A 22,666-nucleotide genomic window follows, 5' to 3' on the forward strand; every position below is an offset into this window, starting at 1 on the left:
GCCAGTTATGCATAGTGTGTTGAAAACAGCAGGGATTATTTTGTTATTGATCATTGGCGTCAATGTTAATGGGCAAGGTTTGCATTTTTCCCAGTATTATAATGCACCATTATTAGTTAATCCGGCCAATACTGGTTTTAATCCGGATTACGATTATCGTATTGGAGGTAATTATCGCAATCAATGGGCAAGTGTGGGTAATCCATATCGTACCATGAGTGCCTGGGGCGATACCAAATTATTCACCAATCGATTTGAAAATGGATGGATGGGGCTTGGCGCAGCATTATATAGCGACAAAGCAGGAAGCGGGAACCTTGTTTCTACCAATGCTTATGCTAGCGTAGCATGGCACCAGATGATCGGCTATAATAGTTTATTAAGTGGTGGGTTTAGTCTTGGATTGGTGACCAAAAGAATTGATATTACAAAACTGAGTTTTGATAACCAATGGAACGGACAATTTTTCGATATCAATGTTCCTTCAAATGAACCATTTGCTTATAGCCAAACTTCCTACGTAGACCTGCAGGTAGGGATGAATTATGCTTATTTTGCTTCTGATAATTTATACCTGAATGCTGGTGTAAGTGTAATGCATCTTAACACGCCGCAAGAGAGTTTCTTTTCTCCGAATGTGGCTGATACACGCGTTAACAGGAGGTATACCGGCTTTGTAAATGCCAGTATGAAAATTGAAGATAGATGGATTGTTAATCCAAATATTTATGTGAGTAAAATGAGTAATGCATGGGAAACCGTAGTTGGTTTTAATGCAAACAGAGATTTGAGTGGCGATGGTGCACAACAACTTATTCTTGGTGTTTATTATCGCCATAAAGATGCAGTGATTCCTCTGGTTGGTTATCAGGTAAATGATACCCGTTTTACGTTTAACTACGATGCAACTACCTCTAACCTGAGTAGTATAAATGGTGCCCGAGGGGCCTATGAAATATCCATAGTAAAGAGTGGCATTTTCACCAATGGTGGAAGAGGGGTGAAGTGCCCTACGGTTAGGTTTTAAGACAATAGACGATAGTCCATAGACCATGGACCATGGACTATGGACTATCGTCAAGCATTAAATTTCGATGTCATCATCATCATCGTCAGCATCCCTTGTTAGGGTATAATCTTCATCTGACAGGTATTGACTATATTTCTTATTAACAGCATCAGACTGCGCTTTGCCATTAATGTAGAGCTTATGGTCCTTCACCTGTATTTTATAACTATCATTTTTGTTAATAAGCCCGTCTTTATCTAAGGCATCAACAAATGATTTCATTCTTACTAATTGTTTTTTTGCGGTATTAATACCTTCTTTAGCTTCAGCCAAACCTTTTTCTACTTCTGTTTTTATTTTTTTAAAGTCAATATCATGCTTGAACTTTTCTGACTTAAGTTCCTTTTTGGCTTTAGCCATTTCCAGGTCTATTTCTTTGAAATCAATTTCTTTTAATGCCGCCGCAACTTCTTTCATAGCCTTTTGTACTTCCACCTGGATTTTGTCTAAGTCTACTTTTTTTATTTCTTCCATGGCCTTTTTGATTTCCACATCCATTTTGTCGAGGTCTATTTTCAGGTCTCGGTTCATTTCAATGGAAGCTTTATCCAATTCCCTGATGGCTTTATCAAGATCGTGAATCTTGTAGTCGCGATCATCTTCATATTTAAACTTGTATTTCTTTTTTGGTTTGAGGGTATCCTGCATAAAATAATCACCATCTGGTGTATCTGCTGTGTTGTTGTTGTCGGATACCTTCCATGCAGTAAAGCTGATGGTTAACAAGGCCAGTACGATGCCTGTTGCCCATTTGTTGAATAAGATTGTTTTCATAATGTTGAATTAGTGATTGACGAATTATTTCGTAGTAAACGTACGATAATATTCGTAAATAGATAAAAAATCTGGATAATCGGTTGTTTTTTAACATTTGTGGTTGTTTGGGTGGGTGAATTGTCTGGTGCTGTCAGCGCTTATTGTTTTATATTGCAGCACTTCAAACGAACCTATATGAAATATCATTCATTGGATCCTAACATCTTCATTACCAATAGAGAACGATTCATTAAGGCTATGTTGCCCAATAGTATTGCCATTTTTGTAAGCAATGATGAATGGCCAATGAATGGTGATGCCCTGCATAAGTTCAAGCAAAACAGTAACCTCTTTTGGCTAAGTGGCATAACACAGGAAGATTCAATGGTCATTTTATTCCCAAACTGTCCGGATCCTAAATACAGGGAAGTACTGGTTTTGGTTCGCCCTAATGAATTGAAAGAAAAATGGGATGGCAAAAGGCTGAGAATTAATGAAGCAACCGCTATTTCCGGAATTCAAACCATCGTATGGCTGGATAGTATTGATGCATTATTACAAACCTGGGTTCATTTGGCCGATAATGTTTACCTGGATACCAATGAAAATGATCGTAAGGCCTCACTAATCAGAAGTCGCGATTATCGTTTTGTTGATGAAATGAAAGCGCGTTATCCTTTACATCAGTATCATCGTTCAGCAAAAATCATGCGTTCGTTGAGGGCCATTAAAACAAAAGAAGAAGTAGCGGTTATCCAGCAAGCAATCAATATAACTGAACATACTTTCCGTCGCTTGCTTGGGTTTATTAAACCCGGTGTAATGGAATATGAAATAGAAGCCGAAATCTACCACGATTTTTATAGTCAGCGGGCTACAGGTCCAGCATACGGAAGTATTATAGCCAGTGGTGACCGGGCACGCATACTACATTATGTGTCGAATAACCAGGAATGTAAGGATGGGGAAATGATTCTGATGGATTTTGGAGCCGAATACGGTGGTTATTGTGCAGATCTGACGCGTACTATACCAGTTAATGGAAAATTCACACGCAGACAAAAAACAGTTTATAATGCCTGTTTACATTTGCATAACTATGCGAAAAGCATCTTAAAACCGGGGATAACGATTGTAGATTATACCGATAAAGTAGGAGAGGAAGCAACACAGCAGTTCTTGAAAATTGGCTTGCTCAAAAAATCTGATGTAAAGAATGAAAACCCTGAAAACAGGGCATATCGTAAATATTTATATCATGGTATTTCTCATCACCTCGGCATTGATGTACATGATTTGGGTACCAAAACCGAACCAATAAAAGCGGGTATGGTTTTCACCATAGAACCGGGCATTTACATCGAAGAAGAACAAATGGGTATACGTATAGAAAATAATTTCTGGATCACCAGGAATGGCAATATTGACCTGATGAAAAATATTCCGATTACAGTAGAAGATATAGAAGCATTGATGAAGAAGAGGTGATAGCAGTTAGCAGTTAGGAGTTAGGTATTAGGTGTTAGGGATTAGTTATAAATTTAATAAACCCCTCTCCTAATACCTAACACCTAATACCTAGCACCTAACACCAGTAACGCATAAACCTATTGATTCGCCTCGTAAGTTTTAGGCAATAAAAAAGTTCCATGAAACAAATTCCGAATTTATTCACCCTGCTTAACCTGATTTTCGGATGTTTGGCCATTGTTTGTATTACGCAAACTGGACTAACTATTACCAGTTCTTCTGCAGGTGAGCCTATTGTTGAAGTGCCGGAACAAATGCAATGGGCCAGTCTATTACTTGCCCTGGCGGCTGTAATTGATTTTTGCGACGGTTTTGTGGCCAGACTTCTCAAAGTACCTTCCGATTTGGGTAAGCAGTTAGATTCTCTGGCTGATGTGGTGAGTTTTGGTGTGGCGCCGGGATTAATTGTATATCAATTTCTAAGGCTATCTATGGCACAGGAACCCGATGGACTTGACACTTCCATTATTTGGCTTTTCCCTGCTTTTTTATTGCCCTGTGCCGGCGCATACCGTTTGGCCAGGTTTAATATTGATACGCAACAAACCTATGGTTTTAAAGGGGTACCGATTCCGGCCTCTGGTTTATTGTTTGCTTCATTTCCACTGATTTACTGGAACACAAGTGAATCATGGGTGATTAATCTGATGCTCAATAAATGGTTTTGGTATGTATTGGTTATCGTGGTTAGCTATCTCATGGTATCTACTTTACCTATGATGGCACTTAAATTCAAAAATATCAGCCTGAAAAAACTGGCACCATTTCTTATTATTGCTGCTGTCGCAGTAGTTGGGGCTTTCTTATTTGGGTGGCTTGCAGTTCCGCTTAGTTTTATTGCTTACGTAGTTTTATCTTTGCTCCTTAAACAAACAGAATCATGACCTATAACGTGCAGATTAAAGTAATGCCTTTAAAAGACCTTCTCGACCCTCAGGGTAAAGCAGTGTTGGGCGGATTAACAAATCTTGGATTAGGATCGGTTACCGATGTAAGGGTTGGTAAACATATTACTTTACAGATCGATGCTGCTACAGAAGCTGAAGCAAAACAAATAGCCGAAGATGCCTGCAAAAAACTACTCGCTAATCCAGTGATGGAGTTTTACGAAATAGAAATGATACAATAATTTGATAATGTCAGATGTCAGATCTCAGATTCCAAATCTGCCATCTGCCATCTGACATCTTACATTCGATTATGCTCTACCTCGTTCCTACACCACTTGGGAATTTAAAAGATGTAACCATTCGGTCTATTGAAGTGTTACAGCAGGTAGACGTAATACTATGTGAGGATACACGCACTTCTTCCCGGTTTTTAAATCATTACCAGATTCAAAAACCGCTTTCTCCTTATCACCAGCACAATGAACATAAAATTGTTGCTCACCTCGTTGATCAGATGAAAGCCGGAAAACAGTTTGCACTCATAACAGATGCCGGTACACCTGGAATTTCTGATCCCGCATTTTTATTGGTGAGGGCTTGTTTACAGGAAGGTATAAAAGTAGAATGTTTACCAGGCGCTACTGCATTTGTACCTGCATTGGTTAACAGTGGCATTCCTTCTAACCGCTTTGTATTCGAAGGATTTCTCCCTATAAAAAAGGGGCGTCAAACGCTCTTTAAACAATTGGCACTGGAAACCCGCACCATGATTTTTTATGAAAGTCCTGTTCGACTGGTTAAAACACTAGATGAAATGGCTGGTTATTTTGGTGATGACAGGGCCTGTTCCGTTAGTCGGGAGCTTACTAAAATGTATGAAGAAAATTTCAGGGGCACTATCAAAACAGTAGCCGATCATTTCAGGGCGAAAGCCGTGAAAGGTGAAATTGTTATTGTAATTGGTGGCATAGAAGAATAAGCAATCACCCTGCATTTTTCTACACTAATACCATACGCTAATCTCATCCAGTTTTTTTCTGGATAAATCTGGCACAAAACATTCTTCTATCGGATATCCCACAGGAATAAGTAAATAAGGCTTTTCATTCTCCGGCCTGTTTAAAATTTTACTGAGAAAATTCATAGGAGATGGGGTATGCGTAAGCGCAACCAATCCTGAATGATGGATTGCGGTTAATAAGAACCCGCAAGCGATTCCACAACTTTCGGTTACATAGTAATTTTGTCGTTTCTTTCCCCTGCTATCGATCTCATAACTTCTCCTAAAAACAATTATTAAATAAGGAGCTGTTTCCAAAAAAGGTTTTTGCCAATCAGTTTGCAAAGGAGCCAGGTCTTCCAGCCACTCTTCGCTCATGCGTTGGTCATAACTCTCTTTTTCTTCCATTTCTGCTTCCAAACGTATCTGGCGCTTTATTGCCGGGTCTTTAACTATACAAAATGTCCATGGCTGCTTATGTGCCCCCGAAGGAGCTGTAGAGGCCGACAATAGTATATTTTCAATGATGGAAGGTTCGATTGGTTTATCTGAAAAGTCGCGAACTGTACGTCTTTTATCCATCCATTCATAAAATTCCCGGGCTCTTTGTTTAGTTTCCCCTGCATTATATGTTTCTTTATGATAAGCAACAAATGGAAAGCCATTGATTATCTTTGAAGTTGCCATAATTCTTTTTTTCTGAAATTAGCATAATAAACGATTCTATCACACATGAAAAAATCATTGTACTTTTTATTGCTCGTAACATCATTCATTGTTAAGTCATCGATGCTTCAGGCACAACCCGATCGTTGGCAGCAACGCATCAAGTACCAGATCAATGTTAATATGGATGTTAATACAAACCGCTTTGCCGGTACTGAGAAAATTGACTATTGGAATAATTCTCCGGATACTTTAACCCGTATTTTCTTTCATCTATACTGGAATGCATTTCAGCCCAACAGCAGCATGGATGTTCGAAGCCGTGAACTGGGTAAAACCGTATTGCGCGAACCTTCCCGCTTTGGTGACGGACTCGATTGGGATCCCAGGGTAAAAGACAGGATCAGTAAACTTACACCTGATGAAATCGGCTATCAAAATGTGGCGACCGTTAAAATCGCTGGTGTTGCACAGGAACTCAAAGTGCATGAAACAATTCTGGAAGTAGTGCTTGCAAAACCCATCATGCCTAAATCAAAGATTCAGTTGGATGTTCAGTTTGAAGCACAAGTACCAAAGCAAATCCGCAGAAGTGGCCGTGATAACGCTGAAGGTGTACGCTATAGCATGAGCCAGTGGTACCCAAAAGTGGTAGAGTATGATTACCAGGGTTGGAATGCAAACCCTTATATAGCGAGAGAATTTTATGGCGTTTGGGGAGATTTTGACGTAAATATTACCATCGACAAAAATTATTTTGTTACTGCTGGAGGCGATCTGGTAAATGCCAATGAAATAGGCAGGGGATATGAAGCACCTGGCGCAAAACCAGTTAGTCCTTCAGGAAGCACCGTTACCTGGAAATGGCAGGCATATAATGTGCATGATTTTATGTGGGCAGCAGACCCTTCCTATCAAATGATTACAAGAAAAACGCCAAACGGTCCATTGCTTCGAATAGTATTTAAAGGAACTGATACGCTGGATGCACGTTGGCAGAAAGTAGCCGATTCTACTGCATTGGCTTATCCGATTATTGCCAAAACCTTCGGCCCATATCCTTATAAAACCTACAGTTTTGTACAAGGTGGCGATGGTGGAATGGAATATCCAATGGCAACACTTATTAAAAGTGCAAGCATTGGAACTGCCATTCATGAATGGATGCATAGCTGGTATCAGATGATGATGGGGACCAATGAATCTTTATATCCCTGGATGGACGAAGGATTCACAGATTATGCGACATCTCGTGTAATGGCTGAAATGCGCGGTAGATCAGGCTTTGCTGCGGAGGGGTCTTACCGTAGTTATTTTAACCTGGCAAAAAGTGGAATGGAAGAACCCGCTAGTACACATTCAGACCATTACAATACCAACTTCGCCTATAGTGCAGCCGCTTATAGTAAAGGGGCAGTATTTATGGCACAACTTGGATATATAGTGGGAGAAAAAGTACGTGATCAGATTCTGCTGGATTATTATTACCAGTGGAGGTTTAAGCACCCCAATCCCAATGACTTTATTCGTATAGCCGAAAAAAGAAGTGGGATGGAGCTTGATTGGTATAAAGAATATTGGATCAATTCAACTAAAACAATTGATTATGCGGTTGGTGATATCAATGTAGAAAATAATAAAACCATGCTGTCGATAAAACGTATTGGTAAAATGCCGATGCCGATAGATGTGCTGGTTACTTATAAAGATGGATCACAGGAAATGCATAATATTCCACTAGATCTGATGTATGGCGTTAAACCGGCTGAAAATGATATTCCCCGAACTGTACATGAGCCATGGCATTGGACGCATCCTGAATATAAATTCTCCATCAGTAAGGGGATTCAGGAAATCAAATCCATAGAGATTGATCCAAGTATGCGGTTGGCAGATTTAAACCGAAACAATAATAAACTGGTGATACCAGATTAATCATCTTCGAAAAAGCATCCTCCGGGATGCTTTTTTAATATTCCATCTTTCTAAGGCTAGGTGCTTTGAACCAGGTAGTAATTACAACGAGTAAAGTCATACAGCCACCAAAAACAACCGAAGGAACCACCCCCAGAAGTTTTGCGGCAACGCCACTTTCAAATTGACCAAGTTCATTACTGCTGTTAATGAACATGGAGTTAACACTCATCACCCTTCCCCTCATTTGATCAGGTGTTTTTAATTGAAGTATGGTACCTCTTACTACCACACTGATGCCATCCAGAATACCACTTAGCATTAATACAAAGAAGGATAACCAAAACCATTTAGACAATGCAAATGTGATGATGCAAATACCAAATCCACCTACGGCAAGTAATAGTTTTTTCCCCTGCTGTTTTTTTAGCGGGAAAATGGTCAAAAGAATTACCACAAGTATGGCCCCAATATCAGAAGCCGCATTTAGCCATCCAAAACCAATTGGTCCGATTTTTAAAATATCCTTTGCAAATACCGGGATCATGGCTACGGCACCTCCAAATAGCACCGCAAATAAATCCAGACTTAAAGCACCTAATACTTCTTTAGTTTTAAAAACAAATCGCAACCCTTCTTTTACACTATCCAGCGTTTTTTTCTCACCCGGTTCATTCAGGGATGGTTTGGGTTTTATGCGGTACATGAAGGAAAAACCGATGGCAACCAGGGAGCAGATGATGATCAGGGATCCTGTATTTCCCAGCAATGCAATCATAAAACCAACTGTTGCATGTCCGGTTACTGATGCGGTGAGCCAAATGCCCTGGTTCCAGGTGGTTGCATTCTGTAGTTGTTCCCTTGGAACAATTGATGCCACCATTGTTCCAAAAGTAGGACCGGTAAATGCCCGAATGATTCCCGTAAAGAAAATGATTACATAGATACTGAAAGCAATCCAATGATTACTTAACTGATCGGATGTATAATTGGTTGATAAGAGCAATAAAAACAGGGCACAGGTAAAATAAAGACTAACACCGCGCAACAGTAGTTTGCGCTTTTCGCTGATATCAATTACGTGCCCGGCATATAATGATAAGGATACAGCCGGAATTACTTCAGATAACCCAATTAATCCGATAGCAAAAGGATCATTGGTGAGCTCATATATCCACCAACCAACAAGTGTACCCATCATTCGCAGTCCCATGATAAATAGAAATCGTCCCACCATCAGGTGGCGGTATTCTGCAATACGCATTGCTGCAAAGGGGTCGTAGCCTGAACTTTTGGTAGTCATCTGCTGTGCTTTAAAGAGCCTTTATTTAGCTGCTATGGCAGACTGAAATAATGTTGGCCACTTTCATAATCTTTTTCCAATGCTTCCAGTACAACATTCAAATGTTTTTCATTGCCCAGAAAATCTGCATTGCTGGCATCAATGAAAATAGTTTTGATATTATGCTGTTTAATATAACTGGTATAGGTTTCCTGGATATTGAATAAGTATTCATCCGGAATCGCCTGTTCGTATTCTCTGTTTCTGCGCTTGATATTCTGCTGTAATTTTTGCACCGGTGCGTGCAGATAAATCAGTATATCAGGGAATACCAATTGCTGGTGTATGATGTCGAATAATTTCTGGTATAACCTGAATTCTTCCTCTGGCAGGTTTACTTTGGCAAAAAGCAGGCATTTTGTAAAAAGGTAGTCTGATACGGTAATATGTTGAAACATATCTTTGGTATGCAGCATATCTTTTAACTGTTTGTAGCGCTCGGCCATAAAGAACAGTTCCAACGGAAAAGCGTATTGTTGGGGGTTATCATAAAATTTGGGAAGGAAGGGATTATCCGCAAACTCTTCCAATATCAGTCTGGAATTAAGTTTTTTAGCTAATAAATGCGCCAGTGTGGTTTTACCTGCTCCGATATTTCCTTCTACTGTAATGTATTGATACTTCATAGTACTTGCTGCGATACCGTCAAAATTAACAGCAGGGCTTAAGTCGATGATTATTTTTTTTGCACATTTAAGGTATCTGAGCATGCTTCCAGCAATTCTGCGATGGTTTTGCCTTCTATGGGATGTACCAATGAAGGGGCAATTTCAGCCAGTGGCATTAAGGCGAAACGCCTTTGTGTCAATGCCGGATGTGGAACAGAAAGCAAGCTGCTTTCAATTATCAGGTCGTCGATCAGTAAAATATCCAGGTCGATGACACGCGGGCCCATCTTTTGGGTCCTGATTCGCCCCATTTCCAGTTCTATTTCCAATAATTTCCGCATAAGCTGGTCGGGAGAGAGGCTGGTTTGGAACATCAGGGCCTGGTTATAAAATGCCGGCTGGTCTGTAAATCCCCATGCGGCAGTTTCATAAATAGCCGATCGTCTGGTAATTTCGCCACAATATTGTTGTATGTACTGCTCGGCCTGCGCCAGGTTAAATGATCTGTTGCCCATATTGCCGCCTGTCAGCAAATACACTGTATTCATAAATTGGAGATATTAGCGGGTTCAAATATCTTTAAATTCACGTAGTCTTGGTGATAAATACCTGAAACTGACAACAAAAAGACAACTGGTTTGTAAACAAAGTATATGAAGACATTTTTCAAAATATTTTTTGCCTCCCTCTTAGCCCTTATTGTGTTTACCGTAATAGGGGTGTTTATACTGATTGGCTTTATCTCAACTGCTACAACAGCAGAAGTACCGGTGGTTGGTTCAAAAGCCGTTTTGGTACTCGACTTATCGATAAATTTCAGGGAACAGGCAAAAGAAGATCCTTTCGGAACTATTTTATCTAACGTAGAAGCAAATAAACCATCTTTATTTGATGTGGTTAGGTTATTAGGAGAAGCTAAATCTGATTCTGCGGTAAAAGGTGTTTATGTATTGGCCAATGACAATGCAAATGGTTTTTCCTCAAGTGAAGAACTAAGAAAAGCCTTGCTCGATTTTAAAAAGTCGGGAAAGTTTGTTGTTGCTTATGGTGAAACGATGACGCAGAAGGCCTATTATGTTGCCAGCGCTGCTAATAAAGTATATGTACATCCGCAGGGTGGATTAGAATGGTCAGGTTTTTCTTCTAATCTTTTTTTCCTGAAAGGCATGCTTGAAAAACTTCAGATTGAACCACAGATTTTTTATGCGGGTAAATTCAAAAGCGCTACTGAACCTTTACGTGAAACAAAAATGACGGAAGCAAACCGTCTTCAAACTGCGGTATGGCTGGGTGATTTATATGGCGCTTTTCTGAAAGCTGCAAGTACTGCCCGTAAAATTGATACTGCCGTACTTCATCAATTGGCAAATGAAGGAGATATTCAAACTGCACAGGATGCAGAAAAATACCAGTTGGTTGATGGTTTGAAATACGACGATGAAGTAAAAAAAGAACTGCTGGAACATCTAAAGAAAGGAGCTGGAACAAGCATCAATTTTGTTACCATCAACGAATATGCCGCTGCTACTTCACTCGAAAATTATTCCAGTGGGGGTAAAATAGCCATCATATACGCACAAGGAGATATTGTAAGTATGGAGGGGGATGATGAACAGGTTAGCAGCGATTTATATAAAAACGTAATTCGCAAAGCAAGACTTGATAAAACCATTAAAGCGATTGTACTTAGGGTTAATTCACCCGGTGGTAGTGCATTGGCGAGTGATGTGATCTGGCATGAGATATCGCTAGCCAGAAAAGCTAAACCAGTGGTGGTGAGTATGGGTGATGTTGCTGCATCCGGTGGATATTATATAGCCTGTAATGCCGATGCCGTTTTTGCAAATGAAACAACCATCACCGGATCTATAGGTGTGTTTAGTATCGTACCAAATTTCGAATCATTCTTAAAGAATAAGCTAGGTATTACAACCGATCGGGTACGCACCGCACCGTATGCAGATATGGGAGCTGGCGACAGGCCGCTGACCGCTATGGAGAAAAAGTTTTTTCAGGCATCTACAGATTCTATATACCATACATTTAAGAGCAGGGTAGCTGATGGCAGGAAAAAAGACATAGTTTATATTGATAGCATTGCGCAGGGGCGCGTTTGGACAGGTAAGCGGGCATTGGAGATAGGATTGGTAGATAAAATAGGAACGCTGCAGGATGCAGTAAAGCATGCTGCAAAACTGGCTGGCATAGAAGATGATTATCGTTTACGTGAATACCCTGAAAAGAAAAATTTCATTGAGCAGATTATGGGTAACTATAAACGATCCATAAAAACCAACCTTATTAAAGACGAAATAGGCTTGGAGCAATGGCAGTTGATGCAACAGTTCCGACAAGTAAAGCAAATGGTTGGTGAACCTCAGGCAAGAATGCCCTATTTCTTAACGGTACATTGAGGGGAATAGTCGTTCATCGAAATGAAAATTTGAAACTTCTTTTAACCTGATCCGGTTATAGTCTTTGTGAGCAGGATTCAATAGGAAATTTTTCTCTTGTGGAACAATGACAGACGGGCATGCTATAGCCAGGGTATTTTTATCCTGAATTATTTCGCTACCCATCCACTGGGTGTATTCAAAATCATGGTGCCAGCTCTTTTTCAGGGTTTTAGTTTCAATGCTATAAACCGGGGCATCATCAGGTAGGGTTAATTGCATTAATTTGAATAATTGTAACACATCGAAACTGCCAGTATTTACTAAAACTTCAAGTAATGCAAGTGAAATAGAACTGCTGGTGTATAAAACGGCCGTACCTGCATTGTTCCATCGGCCACCTTTTAGTTTGGCACCTGTTCCTGATAAATCTTCGGCAAATTGGTGATGTGCAAACCGGTATAGTATCATGCGTATACCCCTTGTTGAATGCGTACCAGTTGGTTAATGGTTTCCTGTATGCCTCTATTAGTAACCAATGATTCAAAGTTGAGGAGATGCCCCATGACCGGTTTATCTTTTTTCAACCAATTATAAAATGCTTCCGGCGAGTTAAAGGTGTTGAGGCCTGTTTCGATAAGCTCTTGTAATTGTAATATTCGGTCGGTATAAATGCCTTCAAATGAATGGTTTGTTTTAGCATAACGCTGTAATGTTCGTTCTGATAAGTGCAAAATGCTTGCCCATTCAGCCTGTGTAAATGGAACCATGTCGGCAATTCTTTTGAATTTGCGATAAGTGAATGAAGCTACATCCGTTAAATACACGGCAACAGGCTCTTCAACTTTTTGTGTGCCCGCAGCAGGATTTTTTTTCGCTTTCGCCATAGGTAACATTTGTCACACAAATATACGACATTTGTCATAAATCAAAGAATTCCCTTTTCTCTTCCTTCAGAATAGGATAGATTTGTTTTTCAAGCAAAAGCCTATGTCTGTAAAGTACAGCCAGTTAAGGGCCATGATGGCCATCACCAAAGGAAGTTTGAAGGCGGTTTTCCGTAGTCCTTCTGCAGTTATTTTCAGTATTGCTTTTCCCTTGATATTTATCCTCGTGTTCGGGTTTATTGGTGGGGGAAGCAGGGTATCATTAAGTATTGCTTTTGCCAATGGTACGGATACGCTTAACCCTGTTTATCCTGCATTGAAAAAAATTGCCGGACTTCGTATTATTGACAAATCAGGCCAGGCATTAAAAGAAGACCTGGAAAAGGGACGGGTTACAGCGGTGTTAGACATACAGAAATCGGGACTTGCAAGTCCTCCGTATACCATTAATATTTCCAGTTCAGAAGCCGTAAATCCGCAGAACCTGCAGGTTTTACAGTCTATTTTAAATGCTGTGATTGCCGGTATCAATCAACAAACTTATAGCAATACACCTACTATTGCGATGGTGAATAATCGTATCGAAAAGATACCTGGCAGGGTTTACAGAACGATTGATTTTATTTTACCGGGTCAATTGGGTTTTTCCTTATTAAGTGCGGGGGTATTCGGAGTAGCTTTTTTGTTTTTTAATCTCCGCCAGCAATTGGTATTAAAACGATTTTATGCAACCCCGATTCGTCGTCCATATATCGTGTTGGGAGAGGCTTTTAGCAGGGTGATTTTTCAGATGATGACTGCCGTAATCATTATCGGGGTAGGGCATTTTGCATTTAAGTTTACCCTGGTTAACGGAATGGAAACATTTCTCACCATTATGTTGCTTAGTTTTATTGCGCTTATTCTCTTTATGGGATTTGGATTTATTGTGAGCAGCCTGGCAAAAAATGAGAGCAGTATTCCTCCTTTTGCAAATTTGATTACCCTGCCTCAATTTTTGCTGGCAGGTACATTTTTTTCAATAGATGCATTCCCTTCCTGGCTGCAACCTTTGTGCAAAGTTTTGCCCTTAACGCATTTTAATAATGCCATGCGCAGTATTGCATTTGAAGGAGCTGCTTTGTCGTCTTGTAGCAAGGAGTTGATGATTCTCGGAGCCTGGACGATTGTGGTATATGCTGTGGCTTTCAAAACCTTTAAATGGGAGTGATATGAAACTGTTGAAGTTAGGGTTGATCAGTCTGGTGGCTTTGTTTGCTCTGGCAACTTTAATCGGAGCATTATTACCATCTCAGGTATTGGTTTCGCGCGCAACTGATATTAAAGCTGATCCGGATTCAATCATGACTCAACTGCAGGATATTTATCAATGGAAGCATTGGGTTGAAGGCATGAATGATTCTTCCGTGCATATACAATCATCCGGGAAGGCAATGATCGGAAGAAGTCAGGTTTCAATAACTCATATCGGCGATACTGTTGTGGTAAGCGAATGGATAACAGGTTCAAGATCGAAGCAATTAAGCACTATGCAGGTGATTTATCAACCTGCCAGACAAATAACCATTGTGCAATGGCAATTTGAACAAAAAGTTGGTTGGCTACCCTGGGAAAAACTGGGGACGATGATGAATGATAAGATTTTAGGGCCAATGATGGAGAAGAATCTCGAGCAATTAAAGACCTATCTGGAAGCTCAAACAGGCAAATTTTAGTCGGTTTCTGCCATTTTATCCCCATTTTTAAAAAAATAATTGCGGTTATTTGCGTTTTTTAAAAAATAGTTGCAGTTTTATACTACAGTTACAACTAATGTTTGTTAGTTTAGGTAAACATTAGATTCAGTTTTGACAACTTCTTATAGGGTATATGGGAGTTGTTGGTTGTTAAATGAAAAAAGCCATCCCGCTTAGGCAGGATGGCTTTATCATTTATAATAGCTTATTGTTAGATGATCAGCAAAGCATCACCATAACTAAAGAAACGATATTTGTCTTTGATGGCTTTTTTATAAGCTTCCATCGCCAAATCATAACCGGCAAAAGCACAGGTCATAATCAGCAGACTTGTTTTAGGAAGGTGGAAATTGGTTACCAGGCTATCTGCCACATTAAAATTATAAGGTGGGTGAATAAAATGGTTGGTCCAACCTTCACTAGGTTTCAGTAATTTTTGTGCGGTAAAGCTGCTCTCCATGGCACGCATAGTAGTAGTTCCGATAGAACAGATTCTATGTCCGCCTTCTTTGGCTTTGTTTACAATTTTGCAGGCTTCTTCAGAGATAGCATAGTATTCAGCATCCATTTTATGTTTACTGAGGTCTTCTACTTCAATAGGGCGGAAAGTACCAAGACCAGTATGCAGTGTTACTTCTGCGAAACGAATACCCAGGATCTCACAACGCTTGATCAGTTCTTTACTAAAGTGTAAACCAGCGGTAGGAGCTGCAACCGCACCTTCATGTTTTGCATAAACGGTTTGATAGCGTTCCTTATCTTCTTCATCAGGTTTGCGTTTGATGTATTTTGGAAGTGGGGTTTCACCTAAGAACTCAAGCATTTTTTTGAAGCTTTCGTCATCATCATCCCATAAGAAACGGATGGTACGTCCGCGGCTGGTGGTATTGTCAATAACTTCTGCAACCAATTCTTCGTTGTCACCGAAGTAGAGTTTGTTTCCTACACGAATCTTTCTTGCGGGATCAACGATAACATCCCATAAACGGTTGGGCTTATTTAACTCACGCAAAAGGAACACTTCAATCTTGGCACCGGTTTTTTCCTTTCTTCCGTACATACGGGCAGGAAATACTTTGGTGTTATTTACTACAAACACATCTTTGTCGTCGTAATATTCCAGGATATCGCGAAAATGTTTGTTCTCCATGTGACCACTTTTACGGTCAACTACCATCAGACGACTGTCTTCTCTTCTTTTGGTTGGATTTTGTGCAATGAGGTTAAGGGGTAAATCGAACTTAAATTGAGATAATTTCATGTTACGGCATGATTTTTTATGAAGTCGGCAAAGGTACTGATTTTTTGCCGTTTTTGGTGCAAATAATGAAAAATTACCCCATTTTCAATCCCGGAATGGCTTCCAGCAATTGTTGGGTATAGGCAGATTTTGGATGGTAGTAAACCTGTTCAGCATCACCTGATTCAACTATACTTCCAGCTTTCATTACCATAATTCTATCACTGATGTACTTAACTACCGATAAGTCGTGTGAAATAAAAATGGCCGTAAAGGAAAAACTGCTTTTCAATTCATTCAATAAATTCAGTACCTGGGCCTGAACACTTACATCCAATGCCGAAACGCTTTCATCGCAAACAATAAAGGATGGCTTCAATGCTAGTGCCCGGGCAATGACAATTCTTTGTCTTTGTCCACCACTGAATTCATGTGGGTAACGGTTATAATGGGCGGTACCAAGCTGTACTTTTTCCAGTAAATCCATTACCTGCTCTTTTTTTTCCGCAGCCGATTTTACCATTCCGTGCACTTGTAATGGCTCACCAATGGCTTCTCCAATGGTCATACGAGGATTCAGCGATGAATACGGATCCTGGAATATCAATTGCATATCGCGCCTGAAAACCATTCTTTCCCGGGCTGTCGCATGCGTAAGGTCATGCCCCTTATAAAGAATTGTTCCGGAACTAACCGGGGTTAGTCCTAATAAGCTACGCCCAAGTGTAGTTTTGCCACATCCTGATTCTCCAACCAAACCAAGTGTTTCTCCTTCTTTAACGGTGAAGCTTACCTGATTAACAGCTTTGAAATAGTCGATCGGTTTTCCCAGGAAATTCTTTTTTGTAGGGTACCATACACAGAGGTCCTGAACGGTTAACAGGTTGTTGTCGCCAGGTTTAACGATAGAAATATCCTGACTGGTGTTGACCACTTTTTTTTCCGTTAAATCTCCTGTCATGAAATCACTCACTACGGGTAATTTTTTTCCTTTAGGATGTAATGCTGGTCTGCATGCAAGTAAAGCTTTGGTGTATGGATGGGAGGGATGTTGGAGCACTTCAGTTGTACTTCCTTCCTCCAATAATTTTCCTCTGTATAATACAGCAATATGATCAGCAATTTCAGCCACAACGCCAAGGTCATGGGTAATAAAAATCACCCCCATTTCGTGATGAAGCTGCAGTTCTTTGATCAGCTTTAAGATATTTTTCTGCACAGTTACGTCCAGAGCAGTTGTAGGTTCATCACATATCAATAGCGAAGGGTTGCAACTCATCGCCATAGCAATCATCACCCTTTGTTTCTGACCTCCACTAAGTTGATGTGGGTATCTGCTACCGATTTTTTCCGGATCAGGTAATTGAACCTGACGGAAGAGTTCGGTTACTTTTTTTGTGATATTTTTTTCCTCAATATCCAGGTGTCTGCGAATGGCTTCCGCCACCTGCTCACCACAGGTTATAACGGGGTTGAGAGCGGTCATAGGTTCCTGAAAAATCATCGCGATTTTTTGTCCCCTCAGATCCTGCATGGCTTTCTCCGAAATGGTTAAAAGGTCTACGGGAGTTTCATCGTTATAGAATAATATTTTTCCGGATGGATAATTAACCTGTTTCCCCTTAAGCAGCCTTAAAATAGAGAGGGCAGTAACGGATTTGCCAGAGCCAGATTCACCAACAACAGCTACTATTTCTCCCCTGCGAACGGTCAGGTTTAAACCGTCGAGGGCACGGTGATTACCGCTGGGCGAGGTAAAATCTACGCATAGCTGCTGGATGGATAGGATGGGATCGGCCATATCGCCACAATATAAGCCCGAATGGCCGAATCTGGCTCAGCCTGTTTTTGGATTTATGTGGAGAGATATTTTACACTTTGCTGGCTTTTATTGGTGGCCTTTCACCTAATTTTGCGCCAAACAGTTGTTAGTTTGACCAGGGTCGGCAGCAACTGTAAAAAACCGATCATGATTCGAAAAGCCTGGTGGAAGATATTAGCCTTTCTGTTACTTATGTATACCTGTTCCTATGGATTCCTGGTAGAAGTTCCCAGGCTGGATGACAGGTTACAGGAATCCATTCGAAATTTCTTCTTCCATGTACCCATGTGGTTTTCCATGATGATTCTACTTGGTGTATCTGTGGTATATGCCATCAAATACCTTCGTGGCGGAAAACTGGTGCATGATCAGTATTCAATGGCCTTTGCCATTACAGGCACAATTTTTGGATTTCTTGGTTTAGCAACGGGAGCAATATGGGCCAATTACCAATGGGGTAGTCCATGGAGCGGAGATCCAAAACAGAACGGTGCTGCAATTGCTATGCTGATTTACCTGGCATATTTTGTTTTGAGGGGCAGTATGCAGGAAGAAGAGAAGAAAGCCAGGATTGGGGCTGTGTATAATATTTTTGCCTTTTTCATGCTATTTCCTACACTTTGGATATTACCCAGATTAACAGAGTCGTTACACCCAGGTGGAGAAGGTAGTGAAGGTAATCCCGGATTAAACGGAAAAGATATGTCGGCTACTATGCGGACTGTTTTTTATCCTGCAGTAATTGGTTGGACATTACTTGGCGTATGGATCAGTACACTGCGTATTCGTTATGAAATGATTAAAGAACAAAGATTAACCCATGAATAAAATATTTCAGAGAACAGCAATTACGTTCGTAGCATTATTGCTAACCACCGTAGTGTCAGCACAACAAACCGAGAATGCTGATTTTATGCGCAGTAATGGGAAAATCTATGTAGTAATGGCAGTAGTGGTCACCATCGTATTAGGTCTGTTCATTTATGTAGCCAACCTGGATCGCAAAATCAGTAAACTGGAAAAAGGCAGATAGTCCATGGTCCATAGAATATGGTCTATCTGCTACACAATAAACGTCAAAAAACAAAAACGATTAGCTCATGTCAGAACACAAACCGTATAGCTTTTTTCAAAGTGTTGAAAGAAGTTTTGATAAAGCGGCCAAATTCACCAAGTGGGAGAAGGGATTGCTGGAACAGATCAAAGCCTGTAATAGTATTTACAGCATGCGTTTTCCGGTAAAAATGGATGATGGCCGCATTGAAGTAATTGAAGCCTATCGCGTGCAACATTCACAACATAAATCTCCCTGTAAAGGAGGTATTCGTTTTAGTGAAGAAGTAAACCAGGATGAAGTAATGGCGCTGGCATCTCTGATGACCTATAAATGCGCTATTGTGAATGTACCATTTGGTGGTGGTAAAGGGGGTATTAAAATTAACCCACGTAGTCACAGTGCGTATGAGTTAGAAAAAATTACCCGTCGTTATACAGCGGAACTGGTAAAGAAAAATTTTATTGGTCCTGGTATCGATGTACCCGCACCAGATTATGGTACCGGTGAACGCGAAATGGCCTGGATCGTAGATACTTATGCTTCACTGAAGCCGGGTGAAATCGATGCAGCAGGTTGCGTTACCGGTAAACCAGTAACACAAGGAGGTGTGCGTGGTAGAAAAGAAGCAACAGGCCTGGGTGTATTCTATGGCATCCGCGAAGTATGTAATATGCCTGATGTAATGCAGAAATTAGGACTTACCGTTGGAGTAGAAGGAAAAACTGTGGTGGTGCAAGGTTTAGGTAATGTTGGATACCATTCTGCTAAATTTTTCCGTGAGCATGGTTCTAAAGTTGTAGCAATTGCAGAATATGAAGGAGCTATTTATAGTGCAGATGGATTAAATGAAGATGAAGTGTTTCTGCACAGAAAAAAAACAGGCTCAATCCTGAATTTCCCTGGAGCAACCAATCTTGCTACAAGCACTGATGCACTTGAATTGGAATGCGATATCCTGATTCCTGCTGCATTGGAAAATGTTATTAATGCAGAGAATGCACCAAGGGTAAAAGCAAAAATTATCGGGGAAGCTGCCAATGGTCCGTTAACGCCAGAAGCTGATGAGATCTTCGCGGCAAAAGGAATACTCGTAGTGCCAGATATGTATCTGAATGCAGGTGGTGTTACAGTTTCTTATTTCGAATGGCTAAAAAACCTGAGCCATGTTCGTTATGGCCGTATGGAAAAGAGGTTTACAGAAAACATGAATAACCATATCCTTGGTCAGATTGAAGGACTCACAGGAAAACAGGTAAATGATAAAGAACGTTCTTTCATATTACATGGTCCGGAAGAAGTTGATCTGGTACATAGCGGTTTGGAAGAAACCATGATTACTGCTACCAGAGAAATCATGGAAATATGGAAAAGCAATCCTGATATTCCTGATATGCGTACAGCAGCTTATGTATGCGCAATCAATAAAGTAGGTACTTCTTACTCTGAACTGGGTATTTTCCCATAACAGGTTTGAAGTGGATATAACGATAATAAAAATGGGGAGCTTTAGCTTCCCATTTTTATTATGTACCTGTTACAGATAATCCGGTAAAGCATCTAAGGATAGAATTTCATTTTCTTTTACTGTCCAACCCCTTGTTTCATTACCATTGGTAATCACCATAAAGCTTGCCTGCAGAGCAGATTGGTACCTTAGCATTTGGTGGAATACCGATTCTTCAACAGGGGTATTCATTTCCTTACATTCTATCAATAACCAGGGTTGGTTATTTTTATACACGAGGATATCAAATCGTTTACGGAGTTCGCCAACCGTTATTTCTTTTTCAACAGCAATAAGTGCTGCGGGATATGCTTTTACCTGTAATAGGTATTGAAGCAGGTTTTGCCTGACCCATTCTTCGGGGGTGAGGCGTACCCATTTCTTTCGCAATGGATCAAAAATATGTTCCCTGCCTTCTTTTTGTTCTATCTTAAAAGGGTAGGAAGGATAGTTTATTTTGATCATAATGCTTGCAGGTGGGATTGTTTTTTTGTATTTTAGCCAATTAACTTGTTCAAAGATACCGAGCAGGTTGACCAAAATAAATATATTATGAAGACGAAAGCCGAAATTGTGAACAACTGGTTACCCAGGTATACCGGTGAAAAGCTAGAGAACTTTGGTAAATATATTTTACTCACAAACTTCAGTAATTATGTTACCATGTTCGCCAAATGGAACAAGGTAAAAGTGGTAGGAGCAGACAGGCCAATGCAATGTGCCACTGCAAATGGCATAACCATCATCAATTTTGGCATGGGTAGTCCGGGTGCGGCAACCATTATGGATTTATTAACCGCCATTGCTCCGGAAGCGGTATTGTTTTTAGGTAAATGTGGTGGTTTAAAGAGAAGGAATAAACTGGGCGACCTGATTCTTCCTATTGCTGCAATCAGGGGTGAGGGCACATCCAATGATTACTTCCCACCAGAAGTTCCTGCAATGCCGGCATTTGCACTGCAGAAAGCTATTTCAACGACTATACGCGATTATAAAGTAGACTATTGGACAGGTACCGTTTATACCACCAACAGACGTGTTTGGGAGCATGATGATGCATTTAAAGCATATCTCACAAAAGTGAGGGCCTATGCCATCGATATGGAAACTGCAACAATTTTTACCGTAGGCTTTTTCAATAAAATTCCAACAGGAGCTTTGTTATTGGTGAGCGACCAGCCCATGATTCCGGATGGAGTTAAAACAGAAGCCAGTGATAAAAAAGTAACTGCGGACTATGTTGAAAGGCACCTGAAAATCGGTATCGACTCACTGAAACAACTCATCAATAAAGGGCAGACGGTTAGACACCTGAGGTTTTGATAGTAGATGTCAGATGTCAGATGTCAGATTTGATAGATGGTGCCCAGAATAAAATCTGATATCTGAGATCTGCAATCTGCCATCTTCTTTAGTCTTTCCAGAGAAAAGGAAACAATATCACAGCAAGAACAACAACCAGTATATCAAAGCCGGCGAGCATTGCGATCATTTGCCACCAGCCTGCCTGGATAACATCAGAAAAACCTGTTCCGGCAATTTTCATCAGTAACAATAACTGGGGTATTATTAAGGGAAATCCCATGATGGCTACCATGGCAGATTGTTGTTGTGCTTTTGCGGCGATTGCTGCCAGAAAAGTAAATACAAGGCTCAGGCTGATTCCTCCCAAACAGGCGATAAAAGTAAATTGTAAGAAATTGTAGAGGGGGTTACCAAGCAGTAAAGAAAAAATGAGCAGGCTTAGTAAGCTCATCACCAGCATAAGTATGAGGTTGAAGAGGAGCTTAGCCAGCACAAAATCTACTGGTCCGGCAATGGTATAAAAATATAACATCCTACCCCGGCCTTCTGCCAGAAAACTTTTAGCTACCGCATTCACGCAAACGAAAAGCTGTATTACCCAAAACAGGCCGTTCCAGACTGTATCTTCCGGCTGCCCCATCGATAGATAAACAACGAAAATGGTAGAAGCTACATAGAGTAAAATCCCATACAAAGTGTACTGTTGCCTCATTTCAAGCAACAGATCTTTTTTTACCAGCGCTAATATGGGACTGCCTGTTTTCAAATAGTTATTTTTTGATAAATGTGGGTACTTTAAACGTAAAGATAATTATTCGTACTGTCCTTTAAAAAATCAGTTATGAGCTACGAGCCATTGTTGTCCAAGGAAATTTAACCGCGAACTGTAAGTCTCGCGTATGATGGAACACAGATCTTCATGATTTTCAAGATCTATCATGATAAAT

Annotated in this window: 24 protein-coding genes; 13 read left to right on the top strand and 11 right to left on the bottom strand. The window is 40.4% G+C overall.

Features of this window, described 5'->3' with window-relative positions; translation table 11 throughout:
* Positions 1-7 precede the first annotated feature (7 nt).
* On the top strand, positions 8-1,027 hold the full coding sequence (locus ACH30E_RS11475; protein WP_294990621.1) for a PorP/SprF family type IX secretion system membrane protein: 1,020 nt from the start codon (positions 8-10) through the stop codon (positions 1,025-1,027).
* Positions 1,028-1,084: 57 nt separating this feature from the next.
* On the opposite strand, the gene ACH30E_RS11480 is transcribed toward ACH30E_RS11475, so the two are convergent.
* Complete coding sequence (locus ACH30E_RS11480) at positions 1,085-1,843, bottom strand: hypothetical protein (RefSeq protein ID WP_490824929.1); 759 nt, start codon at positions 1,841-1,843, stop codon at positions 1,085-1,087.
* Positions 1,844-2,020: 177 nt separating this feature from the next.
* Here ACH30E_RS11480 and ACH30E_RS11485 point away from each other — a divergent pair, with 177 nt between their 5' ends.
* The 4 genes from ACH30E_RS11485 (at position 2,021) to rsmI (ending at position 5,224) form a co-directional block, all read left to right on the top strand.
* Positions 2,021-3,313, top strand: a complete 1,293-nt coding sequence (locus tag ACH30E_RS11485) for an aminopeptidase P family protein (protein ID WP_490824930.1) — start codon at positions 2,021-2,023, stop codon at positions 3,311-3,313.
* A gap of 161 nt (positions 3,314-3,474) precedes the next feature.
* Positions 3,475-4,239: a CDP-alcohol phosphatidyltransferase family protein gene (locus tag ACH30E_RS11490; protein ID WP_490824931.1), complete on the top strand. Its 765-nt coding sequence runs from the start codon at positions 3,475-3,477 to the stop codon at positions 4,237-4,239.
* Positions 4,236-4,484 carry a phosphoribosylformylglycinamidine synthase subunit PurS gene (purS, locus tag ACH30E_RS11495; protein WP_294990609.1) on the top strand — a complete coding sequence of 83 codons (249 nt, stop codon included), beginning with the start codon at positions 4,236-4,238 and terminating at the stop codon, positions 4,482-4,484. Before ACH30E_RS11490 ends, purS begins: the two co-directional genes overlap by 4 nt.
* Positions 4,485-4,555: 71 nt before the next feature.
* Entirely contained in the window at positions 4,556-5,224 is a 669-nt protein-coding gene (rsmI, locus tag ACH30E_RS11500) for a 16S rRNA (cytidine(1402)-2'-O)-methyltransferase (protein ID WP_490824933.1), read from the top strand.
* A gap of 24 nt (positions 5,225-5,248) precedes the next feature.
* Here the strand turns inward: rsmI and ACH30E_RS11505 are convergent, their stop codons facing one another.
* Positions 5,249-5,932 carry a nitroreductase family protein gene (locus tag ACH30E_RS11505; protein WP_294990603.1) on the bottom strand — a complete coding sequence of 228 codons (684 nt, stop codon included), beginning with the start codon at positions 5,930-5,932 and terminating at the stop codon, positions 5,249-5,251.
* A 45-nt stretch (positions 5,933-5,977) separates the two neighbouring features.
* On the opposite strand from ACH30E_RS11505, the gene ACH30E_RS11510 reads away from it, so the two are divergent.
* Positions 5,978-7,846, top strand: coding sequence for a M1 family metallopeptidase (locus ACH30E_RS11510; protein WP_294990600.1), 1,869 nt, complete (start codon positions 5,978-5,980; stop codon positions 7,844-7,846).
* 34 nt (positions 7,847-7,880) lie between these two features.
* Here the strand turns inward: ACH30E_RS11510 and ACH30E_RS11515 are convergent, their stop codons facing one another.
* From ACH30E_RS11515 to folK, 3 genes are read right to left on the bottom strand one after another with little or no spacing between them, the layout of a single operon-like run.
* On the bottom strand, positions 7,881-9,128 hold the full coding sequence (locus tag ACH30E_RS11515; protein ID WP_294990598.1) for an MFS transporter: 1,248 nt from the start codon (positions 9,126-9,128) through the stop codon (positions 7,881-7,883).
* 32 nt (positions 9,129-9,160) lie between these two features.
* On the bottom strand, positions 9,161-9,793 hold the full coding sequence (locus ACH30E_RS11520) for a deoxynucleoside kinase (protein WP_490847343.1): 633 nt from the start codon (positions 9,791-9,793) through the stop codon (positions 9,161-9,163).
* A gap of 50 nt (positions 9,794-9,843) precedes the next feature.
* Entirely contained in the window at positions 9,844-10,323 is a 480-nt protein-coding gene (gene folK / locus ACH30E_RS11525) for a 2-amino-4-hydroxy-6-hydroxymethyldihydropteridine diphosphokinase (protein WP_294990593.1), read from the bottom strand.
* Positions 10,324-10,428: 105 nt separating this feature from the next.
* On the opposite strand from folK, the gene sppA reads away from it, so the two are divergent.
* Positions 10,429-12,189, top strand: coding sequence for a signal peptide peptidase SppA (gene sppA, locus ACH30E_RS11530; protein WP_490824936.1), 1,761 nt, complete (start codon positions 10,429-10,431; stop codon positions 12,187-12,189).
* Here the strand turns inward: sppA and ACH30E_RS11535 are convergent.
* The gene (locus ACH30E_RS11535) at positions 12,175-12,639 is read right to left on the bottom strand and encodes an RES family NAD+ phosphorylase (protein ID WP_490824938.1); all 465 of its coding nucleotides are present in this window, start codon (positions 12,637-12,639) and stop codon (positions 12,175-12,177) included. The two genes, sppA and ACH30E_RS11535, sit on opposite strands and share 15 nt — an antisense overlap.
* Positions 12,636-13,055 (bottom strand): Xre family toxin-antitoxin system antitoxin, encoded by a 420-nt coding sequence (locus ACH30E_RS11540; RefSeq protein ID WP_490824940.1) that lies wholly within the window; start codon positions 13,053-13,055, stop codon positions 12,636-12,638. The genes ACH30E_RS11535 and ACH30E_RS11540 overlap by 4 nt, the downstream gene beginning before the upstream one ends.
* Positions 13,056-13,158: 103 nt before the next feature.
* Here ACH30E_RS11540 and ACH30E_RS11545 point away from each other — a divergent pair, with 103 nt between their 5' ends.
* Both ACH30E_RS11545 and ACH30E_RS11550 read left to right on the top strand, forming a co-directional pair.
* The gene (locus ACH30E_RS11545) at positions 13,159-14,265 is read left to right on the top strand and encodes an ABC transporter permease (RefSeq protein ID WP_294990581.1); all 1,107 of its coding nucleotides are present in this window, start codon (positions 13,159-13,161) and stop codon (positions 14,263-14,265) included.
* Position 14,266: 1 nt separating this feature from the next.
* A complete protein-coding gene (locus tag ACH30E_RS11550) occupies positions 14,267-14,770 on the top strand; it encodes an SRPBCC family protein (protein ID WP_490824941.1) in 504 nt (167 codons plus the stop codon).
* Between the two features lie 232 nt (positions 14,771-15,002).
* Here the strand turns inward: ACH30E_RS11550 and queA are convergent, their stop codons facing one another.
* Positions 15,003-16,052: a tRNA preQ1(34) S-adenosylmethionine ribosyltransferase-isomerase QueA gene (gene queA / locus ACH30E_RS11555; protein WP_133475510.1), complete on the bottom strand. Its 1,050-nt coding sequence runs from the start codon at positions 16,050-16,052 to the stop codon at positions 15,003-15,005.
* A gap of 73 nt (positions 16,053-16,125) precedes the next feature.
* A complete protein-coding gene (locus ACH30E_RS11560) occupies positions 16,126-17,832 on the bottom strand; it encodes an ABC transporter ATP-binding protein (protein WP_294990573.1) in 1,707 nt (568 codons plus the stop codon).
* A gap of 21 nt (positions 17,833-17,853) precedes the next feature.
* Here ACH30E_RS11560 and ccsA point away from each other — a divergent pair, with 21 nt between their 5' ends.
* The 3 genes from ccsA to ACH30E_RS11575 all read left to right on the top strand — a co-directional run bounded on the left by ccsA (position 17,854) and on the right by ACH30E_RS11575 (position 20,375).
* On the top strand, positions 17,854-18,681 hold the full coding sequence (gene ccsA, locus ACH30E_RS11565) for a cytochrome c biogenesis protein CcsA (RefSeq protein ID WP_490824943.1): 828 nt from the start codon (positions 17,854-17,856) through the stop codon (positions 18,679-18,681).
* Positions 18,674-18,886 (top strand): CcmD family protein, encoded by a 213-nt coding sequence (locus ACH30E_RS11570; protein ID WP_294990568.1) that lies wholly within the window; start codon positions 18,674-18,676, stop codon positions 18,884-18,886. The genes ccsA and ACH30E_RS11570 overlap by 8 nt, the downstream gene beginning before the upstream one ends.
* Positions 18,887-18,953: 67 nt before the next feature.
* Positions 18,954-20,375, top strand: coding sequence for a Glu/Leu/Phe/Val family dehydrogenase (locus ACH30E_RS11575; RefSeq protein WP_294990566.1), 1,422 nt, complete (start codon positions 18,954-18,956; stop codon positions 20,373-20,375).
* A gap of 69 nt (positions 20,376-20,444) precedes the next feature.
* Here ACH30E_RS11575 and ACH30E_RS11580 read toward each other — a convergent pair whose 3' ends face one another.
* Complete coding sequence (locus tag ACH30E_RS11580; protein ID WP_294990563.1) at positions 20,445-20,879, bottom strand: type I restriction enzyme HsdR N-terminal domain-containing protein; 435 nt, start codon at positions 20,877-20,879, stop codon at positions 20,445-20,447.
* A gap of 87 nt (positions 20,880-20,966) precedes the next feature.
* Here ACH30E_RS11580 and ACH30E_RS11585 point away from each other — a divergent pair, with 87 nt between their 5' ends.
* On the top strand, positions 20,967-21,737 hold the full coding sequence (locus tag ACH30E_RS11585; protein ID WP_294990560.1) for an AMP nucleosidase: 771 nt from the start codon (positions 20,967-20,969) through the stop codon (positions 21,735-21,737).
* A gap of 88 nt (positions 21,738-21,825) precedes the next feature.
* On the opposite strand, the gene ACH30E_RS11590 is transcribed toward ACH30E_RS11585, so the two are convergent.
* Positions 21,826-22,485: a heme exporter protein CcmB gene (locus ACH30E_RS11590; RefSeq protein WP_294990557.1), complete on the bottom strand. Its 660-nt coding sequence runs from the start codon at positions 22,483-22,485 to the stop codon at positions 21,826-21,828.
* Positions 22,486-22,666 lie beyond the last annotated feature (181 nt).

Source organism: Sediminibacterium sp. FW305-C-61, from assembly GCF_058231065.1.

What these genes read in the sequence shown, in the direction of transcription:
- ACH30E_RS11475 (WP_294990621.1), top strand. Translation starts at nt 8, where the DNA reads ATGCATAGTGTGTTGAAAACAGCAGGGATTATTTTGTTATTGATCATT.
- ACH30E_RS11480 (WP_490824929.1), bottom strand. Translation starts at nt 1,843, where the DNA reads ATGAAAACAATCTTATTCAACAAATGGGCAACAGGCATCGTACTGGCC.
- ACH30E_RS11485 (WP_490824930.1), top strand. Translation starts at nt 2,021, where the DNA reads ATGAAATATCATTCATTGGATCCTAACATCTTCATTACCAATAGAGAA.
- ACH30E_RS11490 (WP_490824931.1), top strand. Translation starts at nt 3,475, where the DNA reads ATGAAACAAATTCCGAATTTATTCACCCTGCTTAACCTGATTTTCGGA.
- purS (WP_294990609.1), top strand. Translation starts at nt 4,236, where the DNA reads ATGACCTATAACGTGCAGATTAAAGTAATGCCTTTAAAAGACCTTCTC.
- rsmI (WP_490824933.1), top strand. Translation starts at nt 4,556, where the DNA reads ATGCTCTACCTCGTTCCTACACCACTTGGGAATTTAAAAGATGTAACC.
- ACH30E_RS11505 (WP_294990603.1), bottom strand. Translation starts at nt 5,932, where the DNA reads ATGGCAACTTCAAAGATAATCAATGGCTTTCCATTTGTTGCTTATCAT.
- ACH30E_RS11510 (WP_294990600.1), top strand. Translation starts at nt 5,978, where the DNA reads ATGAAAAAATCATTGTACTTTTTATTGCTCGTAACATCATTCATTGTT.
- ACH30E_RS11515 (WP_294990598.1), bottom strand. Translation starts at nt 9,128, where the DNA reads ATGACTACCAAAAGTTCAGGCTACGACCCCTTTGCAGCAATGCGTATT.
- ACH30E_RS11520 (WP_490847343.1), bottom strand. Translation starts at nt 9,793, where the DNA reads ATGAAGTATCAATACATTACAGTAGAAGGAAATATCGGAGCAGGTAAA.
- folK (WP_294990593.1), bottom strand. Translation starts at nt 10,323, where the DNA reads ATGAATACAGTGTATTTGCTGACAGGCGGCAATATGGGCAACAGATCA.
- sppA (WP_490824936.1), top strand. Translation starts at nt 10,429, where the DNA reads ATGAAGACATTTTTCAAAATATTTTTTGCCTCCCTCTTAGCCCTTATT.
- ACH30E_RS11535 (WP_490824938.1), bottom strand. Translation starts at nt 12,639, where the DNA reads ATGATACTATACCGGTTTGCACATCACCAATTTGCCGAAGATTTATCA.
- ACH30E_RS11540 (WP_490824940.1), bottom strand. Translation starts at nt 13,055, where the DNA reads ATGGCGAAAGCGAAAAAAAATCCTGCTGCGGGCACACAAAAAGTTGAA.
- ACH30E_RS11545 (WP_294990581.1), top strand. Translation starts at nt 13,159, where the DNA reads ATGTCTGTAAAGTACAGCCAGTTAAGGGCCATGATGGCCATCACCAAA.
- ACH30E_RS11550 (WP_490824941.1), top strand. Translation starts at nt 14,267, where the DNA reads ATGAAACTGTTGAAGTTAGGGTTGATCAGTCTGGTGGCTTTGTTTGCT.
- queA (WP_133475510.1), bottom strand. Translation starts at nt 16,052, where the DNA reads ATGAAATTATCTCAATTTAAGTTCGATTTACCCCTTAACCTCATTGCA.
- ACH30E_RS11560 (WP_294990573.1), bottom strand. Translation starts at nt 17,832, where the DNA reads ATGGCCGATCCCATCCTATCCATCCAGCAGCTATGCGTAGATTTTACC.
- ccsA (WP_490824943.1), top strand. Translation starts at nt 17,854, where the DNA reads ATGGCCGAATCTGGCTCAGCCTGTTTTTGGATTTATGTGGAGAGATAT.
- ACH30E_RS11570 (WP_294990568.1), top strand. Translation starts at nt 18,674, where the DNA reads ATGAATAAAATATTTCAGAGAACAGCAATTACGTTCGTAGCATTATTG.
- ACH30E_RS11575 (WP_294990566.1), top strand. Translation starts at nt 18,954, where the DNA reads ATGTCAGAACACAAACCGTATAGCTTTTTTCAAAGTGTTGAAAGAAGT.
- ACH30E_RS11580 (WP_294990563.1), bottom strand. Translation starts at nt 20,879, where the DNA reads ATGATCAAAATAAACTATCCTTCCTACCCTTTTAAGATAGAACAAAAA.
- ACH30E_RS11585 (WP_294990560.1), top strand. Translation starts at nt 20,967, where the DNA reads ATGAAGACGAAAGCCGAAATTGTGAACAACTGGTTACCCAGGTATACC.